Raw genomic sequence first — 12,064 nt, forward strand, 5'->3', positions numbered from 1 at the left:
AGAAGAATCGACAAGACCCGGGCGCGGGTCCCGGCGGAGTACGGCCATCCGGGACCCCGCCGGTCGAGTGAGCTCCCCGAGCCTCCTGAACACCCACGCGGCCGCCTCCCCCGGGGAGGCGGCCGTCGGCGTGTCCGCGGGGACCGGCGGGCGGCGGACCAGGACGACCGGGATGCCGGCCTCGCGGGCGGCGGTCAGCTTGGGCGCGGTGGCGGCGGCGCCGCTGTCCTTCGTCACCAGGACGTCGACGCGGTGGCGGGCGAGCAGTGCGCGTTCGCCGTCCAGGGTGAACGGGCCCCGGTCCAGGAGGACTTCGGTACGCGCCGGCATCGGGGCCTCGGGGGCGTCCACCGAGCGGACCAGGAACCACTGCGGGCAGTCGGCGAAGGCCGCCAGGCCCATCCGGCCGGTGGTGAGGAAGACCCGGTCGCCGAGGCCGTCGAGGGCCCGCGCCGCCCCGGCGAGGGAGTCCGCCTCGTGCCAGTCGTCCCCGTCCCCGGGGACCCAGCCGGGGCGGCGCAGCGCGAGCAGGGGAACATGGGCGGTGGCGGCCGCCTCGGCCGCGTTGAAGCTGATCCGCTCGGCGAAGGGATGGGTGGCGTCGATGACCGCGTCCACGGCGTGCTCCCGTATCCACGCGGCGAGCCCGGCGGGACCGCCGAAGCCGCCGATCCGCACCTCGCCGGCCGGTAGCCGCGGGGCGGCGACCCGCCCGGCGAGCGAACTGGTCACGCGGATCGCGCCGGTCTCGCCCGTCCCGTCGATTCCGTGGGTCCCGCCGGCTTCGTGGAGCAGTCCGGCGAGGACACGGGCCTCGGTCGTCCCGCCGAGAAGGAGGATGTGCATGAGAGTCCCGGGGGTCCCTTCGTGAGCGGCGGCGGGCGTGCCGCCCAACTCAAGCACACGGGCCTGCGGCCCGGCTGGACGACCGGCGCCTGCGCGACGGCGGCCACGACCGCCGCGTACACCGCCCTGCTCACCGGCGAGTTCCCGGACCCGGTGACGATCACCCTGCCCAAGGGGCAGACGCCCGCCTTCGCGCTGGCCGTCGAGGCGACGGGGCCCGGGTTCGCGACCGCCGGGGTGGTGAAGGACGCGGGCGACGATCCGGACGTCACGCACGGGGCGACGGTCCGCGCGACCGTACGGGAGCTGCCGCCCGGCTCCGGGGTCGTCTTCCGAGCCGGGGAGGGCGTCGGGACCGTCACGCTGCCCGGGCTGCCGCTGGAGGTCGGCGAACCGGCGATCAACCCCGTCCCCCGGCAGCTCATGCGCGACCACGTGACCGAGGTCGCCGCCCGGCACGGCCGGACCGCCGACGTCGAGATCACGATCTCCGTCGACGACGGCGCCGAGATCGCCCGGTCCACCTGGAACCCGCGCATCGGCATCCTCGGCGGCCTGTCCATCCTCGGCACCACCGGCGTCGTCGTCCCCTACTCCTGCTCGGCGTGGATCGAGTCGATCCGGCGCGGCATCGACGTGGCCCGGGCCGGCGGTCTCACGCATGTCGCGGGCTGTACGGGTTCCACCTCCGAGCGGACCGTCGACGAGCTGTACGAGCTGCCGGAGATCGCCCTCCTCGACATGGGCGACTTCGCCGGCGCCGTCCTCAAGTACCTGCGCCGCCACCCCGTGGACCGGCTGACGATCTGCGGCGGCTTCGCGAAGCTCTCCAAGCTCGCGGCCGGGCATCTCGACCTGCACTCCGCCCGTTCCCAGGTCGACAAGTCCTTCCTGGCCGGCCTGGCCCGTACGGGCGGGGCGGACGAGGCCCTCGCCGCCGAGGTCGCCGCGGCCAACACCGGACTCGGCGCGCTCCGGCTGTGCGAGGCCGCCGGTGTCCCGCTCGGCGACCTCGTCGCCGCCGGTGCCCGCGACGAGGCCCTGGCGGTGCTGCGCGGATCGCAGGTCGCGGTGGACGTGGTCTGTATCGACCGGGCGGGCGTGGTCGTCGGGCGCGCGGCGGTGAGGGGGCCGAAGGGCCCGTAAAAAGGGCATGCCGTCCTCCGGTTCGCCTTGCAGAATGCCCAGATGACCGACTTCTCGTTCAAGCCCACCCTGACCGGCGAACGCGTCACCCTCCGCCCCGTCACCGAGGAGGACGTCCCCGCGCTGTTGCCGCTGTTCGAGGACCCCGAGATCTCCCGGCTGACCGGCTCGCACGCGGACTTCACGGAGGCGGCGCTGCGGCAGTGGTACGCGACGCGCGGCGCCCGCGCCGACCGGCTCGACCTCGCGGTGGTCGACCGGGCGACCGGCCGGGTCGTCGGCGAGGCCGTCCTCAACGAGTGGGACAAGCCCAACGAGAGCTGCGCCTTCCGGATCTGCCTGGTCCCGGACGCCCTCGGCCGCGGCTTCGGTACGGAGGCGACGCGGCTGATCGTCGGCCACGCCTTCGAGGAACTGGGCCTGTACCGGGTGTGGCTGGAGGTGTACGCGTTCAACCCGCGCGCCCGCCGCGCCTACGAGAAGGCCGGCTTCCGGGCGGAGGGCGTGCTGCGCGGGGCGCTGCTGTGGGAGGGGGAGCGGGTGGACGCGACGCTGATGTCGGTGATCGCGCCGGAGTGGCCGCCGCCGGCGGCGGCCGTCTGACGAGGCGGCGAGGCATAGGCCCGAGCGGGGATGTGACGTCCTGTCATATGCCCGCCTGACGCACGGCGGTCACGACGGAAGAAGCCGCCCCCGATTCCTTTTCCTCATTCCTGGGAGAGCTCCTCCACGCATGGCACGACGCACGTTCTTCCCCGCTCCGCCGCGGTGGTGACGCTGTTCGCGGCGCTGGTCCTGGCGGGGTGCTCCGGGCCCGGTCGGGAAGTGGACCCCGGTCCGGGCGCCGCGCGGACGGACGCCGGGGTGTCCGGGAACCGGGCGGGCGAGCCCGCGCCCGCGGAACCGAGTCCCGACGCCCAGGTCGGGCTGGCCAACAGCGCCCTGGTGAGCGAGTCCTTCCACTCCTCCGGCACGAGCACCGCCTTCCCCGGAGCGAAGCAGGAGATGTGGTGGGAACCGGCCGGCGGGCTGCGTCTCCGCGTCACCGGCTCCGTGTCCGAGGACATGTACTGCGACGGCGGCACCTCCTACACCAGCGCTCCGCTGTTCGCCGCCTCGCTGACGTCACGCGGGCAGTCCGTCACGGTCCCCGGCCGGCTTGAGGACACCTACGTGTCCACCGTCCTGGACACGGGCTGCGAGGTGTACTTCTCGATCCCCGCCACCGCCAAGCCCGCCCCGGACAAGGACCGCGGTATCGACGGCGGGAAGGCCCTGGCGTACGAGGCGTCCGGCGCCGGCACCCGGGACGTCTACTACCTGCCGGACCTCTCCTCCCCGCCGAAGGGGGCGGTCCGGCTGGGCCCCCTCCGCCTCGAATCGACGCGCTCCGGCCGTACGAGCGTCACGACGTACGACTCCTACGGCGAGTCCTTCTCGATCACCATGCCGCCCGAATCGAAGATCATGACGGTCGAGGAGTTCCGCGCCGCGGTCCAGGGCTGAGCGGCGCACTCCGCCCCGTACTGCGCCCGCGTCTCAGGAGGCGCATCCCGCTGGGGATGCGGCGGGGGGCACCCGGACGCAGTCTGGGGGAGGGGGAATCGGGCCGCCGGTGCGCCGGCGTCGCGAGAGGAGTGGAGTCGTGGACTATCCGCTGTTGAACGCCTTCTGGACCATCATGTGGGTCTTCCTCTGGGTCCTGTGGTTCATGCTGCTCTTCCGCATCATCGGCGACATCTTCCGGGACGACGGCCTGAGCGGCTGGGCCAAGGCCGGATGGTGCGTGTTCGTCGTCTTCCTGCCGTTCCTCGGCTGCTTCATCTATCTCATCGCCCGCGGCAAGGGCATGGGCAAGCGCGAGATGGAGCGGGCCCGCAGCAACGAGCAGCAGTTCCAGGAGTACATCCGGGCCGCCGCGACCACGTCCGGGACGTCCGGCGCCGGGCACGCCGACCAGCTGTCGAAGCTGGCCGAGCTCAAGGCGCACGGCGACATCACGGACGAGGAGTACCAGCGGGCCAAGGAGAAAGTCCTCGCCGGCTGACGGACGGGTGCGGGGCTCCCGCAGAGGAGCTTCGGCGCCTTACGCGGTGTCCGCCCGCCCCGGTGCGGGTCCCGGCCCCGGTGCCGGGCCCCGTGCCGGCGCGGGCGGGCCCTCGCGCAGTCCGGGCCGCCGGAAGGCCGCCCGGTGGTGCCAGTCCCCGTACCGGTCGGCGAGGAAGTGCGCCGTCAGGCCGTGCAGCAGGATGCTCAGGGCGATGGTCAGGGCGACGACCCGGCCGATGAGGGTGGTGCCCGGAACGTGTTCCTCCACCACGAGGAGCCCGAAGACGACCGAGGCGAGGCCGCGTGGTCCGAACCACCCGGCGTACGCGACCGTGGCGAGGGACAGGCCGGTCCCGGCCAGGGAGAGGGCCACCGGCACCATCCGGACCACGGTGAGGCTCAGGACGGCGTAGACCACGATCCGCCAGTCGAGGTGCTGGAGCTGTGGGCCGAGCAGCACGGCCCCGAAGACCAGGAAGCTCAGCGCGGCGAGGAAGTCGCCGAGCCGCGCGGCCGGCCGGGCCGTGTCGTCACTGGCCACCGTCCCCTCCGCCGGACCGCCCTCCGCCGAAGCCCCTGCCCCTGCCCCCGCCCCCGTCTGCTCCGCGGAAGCCCCCGCGTCCTCCTTCGATGTCCCCGCGGTCCCCGCGGCCCCCGCCCGCACCGCCTCCGCCGCCGACACCGCCGCCCGTCGCGCTCCCTGCCGGAGTGCGGCCCCGAGGGCGAAGCCGGCCACCCAGGCCGCGATGAACCCGCTGCCGTCGATGACGACCGCCAGGGCGTACGAGCCCGCGGCGACGGCCAGGACGAACACCTGCCGCCACTCGTCGGTGACCCAGCCCCGGGCGCGCGACGCGCTGAGCAGCCACCCGCCGATCCCGCCGATGGCCAGCCCCAGGAGTGTGCTGAGGACGAGCGCGCGCCAGAACGTGCCGGCGATGCCCTCCGCCGAGGCCGCGGTCCCGGGGATCGCGGCGAGGAAGAGCACGAAGAACGGCAGCACCATGCCGTCGTTCAGGCCGCTCTCGACCTTGAGCCCTTTGCGGACCAGCGGCGGGACGCCGGGGCCGGCGACCGCCGACTCGCCGAGGGCCGCGTCCGTCGGGGCCAGGATCGCCCCGATCAGGGCGAGTTCCCACAAGGTCAGACCCGGCAGCAGCGGCCAGGCGAGCAGCCAGCCGGCCCCGATGGTCAGCGGGAGGGCGATCCCGAGCAGGCGGCGCGGCAGGAAGCCGCCGACCCGCAGATCCCGGCGGCGTACGGACATCGCGTCGGTGAGCAGCACCAGCGTCAGGGTGCCCTCCACCAGGGTGAGGACGGGGCCCGCGTCGTGGTCCAGGCTGAGCAGGCCGAGCCCGGCCGGTCCGACGGCCACGCCGAACGCGGTGAACACCATCGGCGCCGACACGACGGTGGTCGCGAGCCGGCGGGAGACCAGTGCGTACCCCGCCGTCACGGCGGCCACGGCCGCGACCGCCCAGCTGCCGCCACCGCTCATCGCGCCGTCCTCGGGCCGCCCCGCCGGTCGTGTCCGCCGGCCGTGTCCGGCGGCCGTGTCCGGCGGTCGTGCCGGAGGTCCGTCCGTGGATCCGGCGTGTGACCCCAGAGGAACACGCGCCGCCCGGGCCCGCCACGCGCGCGTACCGGCCGGGTGGCCGCCGGCCGCTCCGGATGGCCCAGGCCGGGGTGCCGCACGCGCGCGGGTCGACGCAAATGGACACAGCGGACCCGGCGAGCGAGAGCGGAGGGGCGGATGACACGAACGCTGAGGAGCGTGTCGTCGGCGGTGCTGATCGTCCTCGCCTGCGTCCTGGTGCCCGTCAGCATCCTCACGGTGTGGGTGCACGACATCGTCCTCGACACCAACCGCTACGTCGCCACGATGAAGCCGCTCGCCTCCGACCCGGCGATCGAGGCGGCGGCCCACAACCGGATCGTGCACGCCGTGGACGTCCGCGTCGACGGCAAGGAGGTCACCGCCGAGATCGCGGCCTGGCTGCAGTCCCAGGGCCTGCCGCCGCGCGCGGCGAAGGCGGTCAGGGGCCTCGCCCCGCAGCTGGACGCCGCCGTGAACACGGCCGCCGACAAGGTGGCGACCCGGTTCGTGCGGAGCGACCGGTTCGAGAAGGTGTGGGTCACCGCGAACCGCGCCGCCCACACGGCCGTCGTGCACGCCCTGACCGGCCAGGGCCGCGGCGCGCTCGGCGTTTCGGACGGCACGGTCACCCTCGACCTCGGCGCCGCCGTGGACCAGGTCAAGAAGGAGCTGGTGGACGCCGGACTGGAACCGGCGGCGAAGATCCCCGAGGTCCACAAACAGATGGTCCTCTTCCACTCCGACCAGTTGCAGAAGATGCGGAGCGCCGCCCACGCCCTCGATGTCGAGGGCACCTGGACGCAGGCCCACCCAAGTGGCTGACCCTGGGCGTCCTGCTGGTCGTCGCGCTGGTCTTCGCGTTCTGGAACCACCCCACGGTCCTCACCGTGCTGCCGCTGGTCCTGATCCTGCTCGCGGTCCTCGCGGTCATCGCCCTGCTGGCCGCCGACGGCCGCCGAACGGTCGCCGAACGGTCGCCAGGACCGCCGCCGGGGCCCGCGCCCCCCGTCCTCCGGACGACCTCGAGCCCCCGGGGACGGGCCGAGCCCCGGACCCGCGTGACGGCGGGGCCGTCGTCCGGGGGCCGGGGCTCGATGCCGGTGGTCCGAGATCCGTGGATGCTCAGACCGACAGCCTCTTGTGGAGGGCGTCGAGACCGTCGCGGTAGATGCCCGCGAACAGGTACTCGGCTTCGGCGCTGCTGACGCCGACGGGGTTGAAGCGGCCGGACCACTGCACCTCGGCGATGTCGTCCCGGCCGGGGATCGCGTGGACGCGGAGGGTGGAGACGTAGCCGTCGACCGGGAACGGGGCCTGGAGGATGGCGTAGCTGTAGTGGCGCTCGGTCTCGTTGAAGTCCACGAGGCGCTCGATGATGACCTCGCCGTCGGGGTTGGCCAGGCGGCGGATCCGGCCCCCTTCGAGAGCGGTGCTTTCGGGGATGTAGGGGAGCCAGTCCGGGAGGGCGTCGAACCCGCCGATGAGGTTCCAGGCCTCCTGGGGGGAGGCGGGGACGACGCGGGAGACGGTGGTGGAAGCCATGGTGGTGCTCCTGTTGCCGTGGGGGAGAGCAGAAGGTGCGGGGGAAGGTCAGGCGTTCTGCGGGAGCGGGGCGGCCGGGCTGATCAGACCCGCGGCGCGCAGCTCGGTCCAGAACGCGGCCGGGACGGTCTCGTTCAGGGCCGCGAGGTCCTCGGCGATCCGGCTGGGCCGGGTCGCGCCGGCGACGACGGCGGCCGAGGCCGGGTGCGCCAGGGAGAACCGCAGGGCGGCGGCCTTGATACTCACGCCGTGCTTGTCGGCCAGGGCCTTGATCCGGCCGACGCGCTCGATGATCTCGGCGGGCGCCCGCTGGTACTCGAAGTGGGTGCCGCCGGCCAGGACGCCGGAGCTGTACGGGCCGCCGACGACCATCTCGACGCCCTGCTCCCGCGCCATGGGCAGCAGGCGGGTGAGGGCGTGCTCGTGGTCGAGGAGGGTGTAGCGGCCGGCGAGGAGGAAGCCGTCGGGCCGGGGCTCGTCCAGGGCGAGGGTCAGCTCGATCGGTTCGGTCTTGTTGACGCCGAGGCCCCAGGCCTTGATGACGCCCTCGTCGCGCAGCCGGGACAGGACGCGGAAGGCGCCGGTGCGGGCCTCCTCGAACTTCGCGAGCCACTGGTCGCCGTGGAAGTCCTGGGCGATGTCGTGGACCCACACGATGTCGAGCCGGTCGGTGCCCAGCCGCTTGAGGCTGCCCTCGATGGAGCGCTCGGTGGCCTCGGCGGTCCACTCGTGGAGGATCTTGTTCGGGTTGCCGTGCTCGAACAGGCCGCCCTTCTCGCCGAGGTCGCGGGCGGTCTCCTCGCGCTCGTCGAGGATGACCCGGCCGACCTTGGTGGACAGGACGAACTCGTCGCGGGGCTTGGTGGACAGGACCTCGCCGAGTCGCTCCTCGGCGAGCCCGGAGCCGTAGAGCGGGGCGGTGTCGAAGTAGCGGACGCCCTGGTCCCAGGCGGCCTCGACGGTGGCGCGGGCCTCCTCGTCGGGGATCGCGCGGAACATGTTGCCGAGCGGGGCGGTGCCGAAGCCGAGGCGGCCGGGAAGGATGTGCTGGAGAGCCATGGAACTGCCTTTTCGTGGGGGGCCGAGGCGGGCACCCGGTGCGCGGCGGCTTCGGGGAGCCGGGGCGCGGTGGGGAAGGGTGGTCCACCGGTCGCGCCGACGTGTGTGCCACGCGAGCGCGCCTTACAGGAGAAGACAGTACTTGCAGGCGCGGACTAATGCAAGAGGTTATATCCAGCGTTCGCCCTTCATTCTTCTTTCGTGCCTGTACGTAGGTATCCGTGCCGGTCTGTACGTACCTGGGCTGTGCGTACCCGGGCGGGGCGGTCAGGCCGTGGCGCCGTCGGCCGCCCAGCGCCGGGCGCCGACGGTGAGCGGCGCGCCGGCGGTCTTGGACTGCCCGTACGCCGTCCACGGGTCGTACGCCCGCCGCTCGAAGTGCGGGTCCTCGAAGTCGACGGCCTCCGGCCTCCCGCGGCCGGCCGGACGGCCGTCGGCACCCGCTCCCGCGGGCGCGGGCACGGGGGCGCCCGACGTGGCGCCCGCCGCGTCTTCCGCCACGTCGCCCGCGCACTGGCCGGACGCCGGTCCGGCCGGCGTCCCGTACCCGCGCGACAAAAGTCCAACTCACCTGCGCGGACCGGCCCGACCTGCGGGAACACGGATCGGGCGGCGAGGCAAGGTGACGAGAAGTTCACGTCCGAAGCCTTGTTACGCCATGTTCTACGCGCGTATCTTCAGCTCCGGATCCGTGCGAGACGCCCATCGGCGTCCCCCGCCGCCACTTTGACGATCCCTCACCGACCCTGGCGCCGGCGCGGCGACCGGGCTGTGTTCTGCCATGAAGGAGTGCCGCAACGGTGCCCAGTCCCTTCTCCACCCGCCGCTCCCGCCGCATGCTGATGCGCGCGACCCTGCCGGCCGCGGTCACCGCGTCGCTGGTGCTCGTCCCGCTGCCCGGCGCCGTCGCCACCCCGTCCGCGGGCGCGGTCATCGCCGAGGTCTACGGCGGTGGCGGCAACTCCGGCGCGACGCTGAAGAACGACTTCATCGAACTCGCCAACCCGACCGGCGCCGCCTTCGGCCTGTCCGGCTACAGCGTGCAGTACCTGCCCGGCAGCCCCAGCGCCTCCAGCAAGTGGGGCGTCACGACGCTGAGCGGCTCGGTCGCCGCCGGCGGCCGCTACCTGGTCGCCGGCGCGCCCGGCACCGGCGGCACCGTGGCCCTGCCGAACCCCGACGCCACCGGCACCCTGGCCCTCTCCGCCACCACGGGCACCATCGCGCTCGTCGACGGCACCGAAGCGCTGACCTGCAAGACCAGCGAGGACTGCGCCGCCGACCCGCGCGTCGTCGACCTCGTCGGCTTCGGCACCGCCCTGGTCCACGAGGGCTCCGGCGCCGCCCCCGGCGCGTCGAACACCGCCGCGGTGGCCCGCGCCGCCTCGCTCGCCGACACCGACGACAACGCCGCCGACTTCCAGGCCGGCGCGCCCACCCCGGTCAACAGCAAGGGCGAGTCCGCCCCCGGCGACGGTTCCGGCGGCGGCGACACCGGCCCGACCGAGCCCGGCACGGTGCGCGTCCACGACATCCAGGGCGCCACCCGCCTCTCGCCGATGGCCGGCAAGACGGTCACGGGCGTCCCCGGCATCGTCACCGGCGTCCGTACGTACGGCACCAAGGGCTTCTGGATCCAGGACCCGAACCCGGACGCGGACCCGGCCACCAGCGAGGGCGTGTTCGTCTACACGGGCGGCACCGGCCCGGCCGTCAAGGTCGGCGACTCCGTCCTGGTCACGGCCAAGGTGACCGAGTACTACCCGAACAACTCGGGCGGCTCGCAGTCCCTCACCGAGCTGTCCAACACCAAGGTCACCGTGGTCTCCTCGGACAACCCGGTGCCCGCCCCGGTCGTCCTCGACGGCTCGAACATCCCGGCGGCCTACGCGCCCGACGCGGCCGGCGCCTCGATCGAGTCGCTGCCGCTGCGGACGGACGCCTACGCGCTCGACCTGTACGAGTCGCTGGAGGGCATGAACGTCGAGGTCCGCGACGTCTCGGTGGCGCAGGCCAGCAACTCGTACCACGAGCTGTGGGTGAACGCCCGCGCGCAGGACCCGCGTTCGGCGCGCGGCGGCTCCGTCTACCTCGGCTACGACCAGCAGAACGCGGGCCGCCTCCTGGTCCAGTCGCTGGGCGCGGCGGCCGACTTCCCGGTCGCCGATGTCGGGGACACGCTCACCGGTGCCACCGGCGGTCCGCTGGACTACACGAACTACGGCGGCTACGCGGTGGCGGCCACCCGCGTCGGCACCGTCCAGTCGGGCGGCCTGGAGCGCGAGGTCACCGCCTCCGCCCTGCCGAGCGAGCTGACGATCGGCACGTACAACGTCGAGAACCTCGACCCGGGCGACTCGGACGAGAAGTTCGCCGAGCTGGCCAAGGGCGTGGTCACCAACCTGCGTTCGCCCGACATCCTCGCCCTCGAAGAGGTCCAGGACGACAACGGCCCGGTCAACGACGGCACGGTCACGTCCGGTGCCACCGTCGCCAAGTTCACCGAGGCGATCAAGGCCGCCGGCGGCCCCGCCTACGACTGGCGCTCCGTCGACCCGGAGAACGGCAAGGACGGCGGCGAGCCCGGCGGCAACATCCGCCAGGTGTTCCTGTTCAACCCCGACCGCGTCTCCTTCACCGACATACCGGGTGGCGACGCCACCACGGCCGTGGACGTGACCGGCACCGGCAAGCGCACCTCGCTGACGGCCTCCCCGGGCCGCATCGACCCGGCCAACGAGGCCTGGAACAACAGCCGTAAGCCGCTCATCGGCCAGTTCCGCTTCCACAACAAGCCGGTGTACGTGATCGCCAACCACTTCAACAGCAAGGGCGGCGACCAGGGCCTCGACAGCCGCTTCCAGGCCCCGACCCGCAGCTCCGAGGTGCAGCGCGGCAAGCAGGCCGAGGTCGAGCAGGCGTTCGTCGCCAAGCTCCTGGCCGCCGACCCGGGCGCCCGCGTGGTCTCCCTCGGCGACTTCAACGACTACCAGTTCTCGCCGGCGCTGAAGACCCTCACCAAGGGCGGCGTCCTGCGCGACCTGGTGAACGAGCTGCCCGCGTCCGAGCGCTACTCGTACGTCTACCAGGGCAACTCGCAGGTGCTCGACCACATCCTGGTCAGCCCGGCCTTCAAGCCGCAGCAGACCCGCTACGACGTGGTCCACATCAACAGCGAGTTCGCCACCCAGGCCTCCGACCACGACCCCCAGGTCGTCCGCGTCAAGCCCTGACCCGGCCCACTCCCACGGACTCCCCCGCCTGGCCCCCGGCCGGGCGGGGGAGTCCGTCTTCTTCCCTCCGCGACCCGTCGGATTCGGGGTCGGTGGACGTGCGTGTGTAGTGGCAGGCGTGGACATAGGGGTCTCCGCCCCCGGCCGTGACGCTCCCGTCCGCCCGCAGCCTTCCGTGATCCACGGTGAAGGGGAGGGACTCGATTCCCGGTTCGTCGTCGAAACGGAGCACCAAGTAGGGCGGCAGGCCGGCGTCTTTGTCGACCGCGTGCCATGTCCCGCCGGCCGACCGCCGGGTCAGCTGTGCGTCCGGCACGGGGCCGTCCCACTCGACCGGGTAATCCTCGGCGGAGAAGGTGTAGTCGTCGCGCAGCCGGAAGACCGGCAGCGGCGCACCGCATTCCCTCTCGCCGTCCCAACGGCCGACCAATTCGGAATGCCGTACGGCCTTCGGCGTGACCGCGGCGGGTTTGAGCACCGTCACCGTGGCGGTCGCGAGGACGGCGCTGATGCGGAACGCGTCGGATGTCACGGTGTCTGCTTCCAGTCGTTCCAGTCGTTCCGGGCGGTGGGGGCATCAGCCTGCCACCGG

Annotated in this window: 12 protein-coding genes; 6 read left to right on the plus strand and 6 right to left on the minus strand. The window is 73.2% G+C overall.

The genetic code is table 11. The features are described from left to right. On the minus strand, positions 1–846 hold an 846-nt coding region (locus ABZ693_RS05395), incomplete at its 3' end, for a cobalt-precorrin-6A reductase (protein WP_435842349.1). Between ABZ693_RS05395 and ABZ693_RS05400 the strand changes: the two genes are divergently transcribed. The 4 genes from ABZ693_RS05400 (at position 841) to ABZ693_RS05415 (ending at position 4,039) form a co-directional block, all read left to right on the plus strand. Then, positions 841–1,992, plus strand: coding sequence for a cobalt-precorrin-5B (C(1))-methyltransferase (locus ABZ693_RS05400; protein ID WP_359873616.1), 1,152 nt, complete (start codon positions 841–843; stop codon positions 1,990–1,992). The two genes, ABZ693_RS05395 and ABZ693_RS05400, sit on opposite strands and share 6 nt — an antisense overlap. Before the next feature lie 42 nt (positions 1,993–2,034). Further along, a complete protein-coding gene (locus ABZ693_RS05405) occupies positions 2,035–2,595 on the plus strand; it encodes a GNAT family N-acetyltransferase (protein ID WP_359873618.1) in 561 nt (186 codons plus the stop codon). Positions 2,596–2,856: 261 nt separating this feature from the next. After that, complete coding sequence (locus ABZ693_RS05410) at positions 2,857–3,498, plus strand: hypothetical protein (protein WP_359873620.1); 642 nt, start codon at positions 2,857–2,859, stop codon at positions 3,496–3,498. Between the two features lie 139 nt (positions 3,499–3,637). Next, complete coding sequence (locus ABZ693_RS05415; RefSeq protein WP_359873622.1) at positions 3,638–4,039, plus strand: SHOCT domain-containing protein; 402 nt, start codon at positions 3,638–3,640, stop codon at positions 4,037–4,039. A 39-nt stretch (positions 4,040–4,078) separates the two neighbouring features. Here ABZ693_RS05415 and ABZ693_RS05420 read toward each other — a convergent pair whose 3' ends face one another. After that, the gene (locus ABZ693_RS05420; protein ID WP_359873624.1) at positions 4,079–5,539 is read right to left on the minus strand and encodes a cation:proton antiporter; all 1,461 of its coding nucleotides are present in this window, start codon (positions 5,537–5,539) and stop codon (positions 4,079–4,081) included. Positions 5,540–5,794: 255 nt separating this feature from the next. Between ABZ693_RS05420 and ABZ693_RS05425 the strand changes: the two genes are divergently transcribed. Beyond that, positions 5,795–6,460: a hypothetical protein gene (locus tag ABZ693_RS05425; protein WP_359873626.1), complete on the plus strand. Its 666-nt coding sequence runs from the start codon at positions 5,795–5,797 to the stop codon at positions 6,458–6,460. Positions 6,461–6,760: 300 nt separating this feature from the next. Here the strand turns inward: ABZ693_RS05425 and ABZ693_RS05430 are convergent, their stop codons facing one another. The 3 genes from ABZ693_RS05430 to ABZ693_RS36150 all read right to left on the minus strand — a co-directional run bounded on the left by ABZ693_RS05430 (position 6,761) and on the right by ABZ693_RS36150 (position 8,797). Next, positions 6,761–7,180, minus strand: coding sequence for an SRPBCC family protein (locus tag ABZ693_RS05430; protein ID WP_359873628.1), 420 nt, complete (start codon positions 7,178–7,180; stop codon positions 6,761–6,763). 48 nt (positions 7,181–7,228) lie between these two features. After that, positions 7,229–8,239, minus strand: coding sequence for an aldo/keto reductase (locus ABZ693_RS05435; protein ID WP_359873630.1), 1,011 nt, complete (start codon positions 8,237–8,239; stop codon positions 7,229–7,231). A gap of 267 nt (positions 8,240–8,506) precedes the next feature. After that, positions 8,507–8,797: a hypothetical protein gene (locus tag ABZ693_RS36150; protein WP_435842350.1), complete on the minus strand. Its 291-nt coding sequence runs from the start codon at positions 8,795–8,797 to the stop codon at positions 8,507–8,509. Positions 8,798–9,075: 278 nt separating this feature from the next. On the opposite strand from ABZ693_RS36150, the gene ABZ693_RS05445 reads away from it, so the two are divergent. Further along, complete coding sequence (locus tag ABZ693_RS05445; protein WP_359873957.1) at positions 9,076–11,472, plus strand: DUF8508 domain-containing protein; 2,397 nt, start codon at positions 9,076–9,078, stop codon at positions 11,470–11,472. Here the strand turns inward: ABZ693_RS05445 and ABZ693_RS05450 are convergent. Next, a complete protein-coding gene (locus ABZ693_RS05450) occupies positions 11,462–12,004 on the minus strand; it encodes a hypothetical protein (protein ID WP_359873632.1) in 543 nt (180 codons plus the stop codon). The genes ABZ693_RS05445 and ABZ693_RS05450 overlap by 11 nt on opposite strands. Positions 12,005–12,064 lie beyond the last annotated feature (60 nt).

This window comes from Streptomyces laurentii (assembly GCF_040635425.1).
GTDB classification, from domain to species: domain Bacteria; phylum Actinomycetota; class Actinomycetes; order Streptomycetales; family Streptomycetaceae; genus Streptomyces; species Streptomyces laurentii.

What these genes read in the sequence shown, in the direction of transcription:
- ABZ693_RS05405 (WP_359873618.1), top strand. Translation starts at nt 2,035, where the DNA reads ATGACCGACTTCTCGTTCAAGCCCACCCTGACCGGCGAACGCGTCACC.
- ABZ693_RS05435 (WP_359873630.1), bottom strand. Translation starts at nt 8,239, where the DNA reads ATGGCTCTCCAGCACATCCTTCCCGGCCGCCTCGGCTTCGGCACCGCC.
- ABZ693_RS05430 (WP_359873628.1), bottom strand. Translation starts at nt 7,180, where the DNA reads ATGGCTTCCACCACCGTCTCCCGCGTCGTCCCCGCCTCCCCCCAGGAG.
- ABZ693_RS05420 (WP_359873624.1), bottom strand. Translation starts at nt 5,539, where the DNA reads ATGAGCGGTGGCGGCAGCTGGGCGGTCGCGGCCGTGGCCGCCGTGACG.
- ABZ693_RS05445 (WP_359873957.1), top strand. Translation starts at nt 9,076, where the DNA reads ATGCTGATGCGCGCGACCCTGCCGGCCGCGGTCACCGCGTCGCTGGTG.
- ABZ693_RS05425 (WP_359873626.1), top strand. Translation starts at nt 5,795, where the DNA reads ATGACACGAACGCTGAGGAGCGTGTCGTCGGCGGTGCTGATCGTCCTC.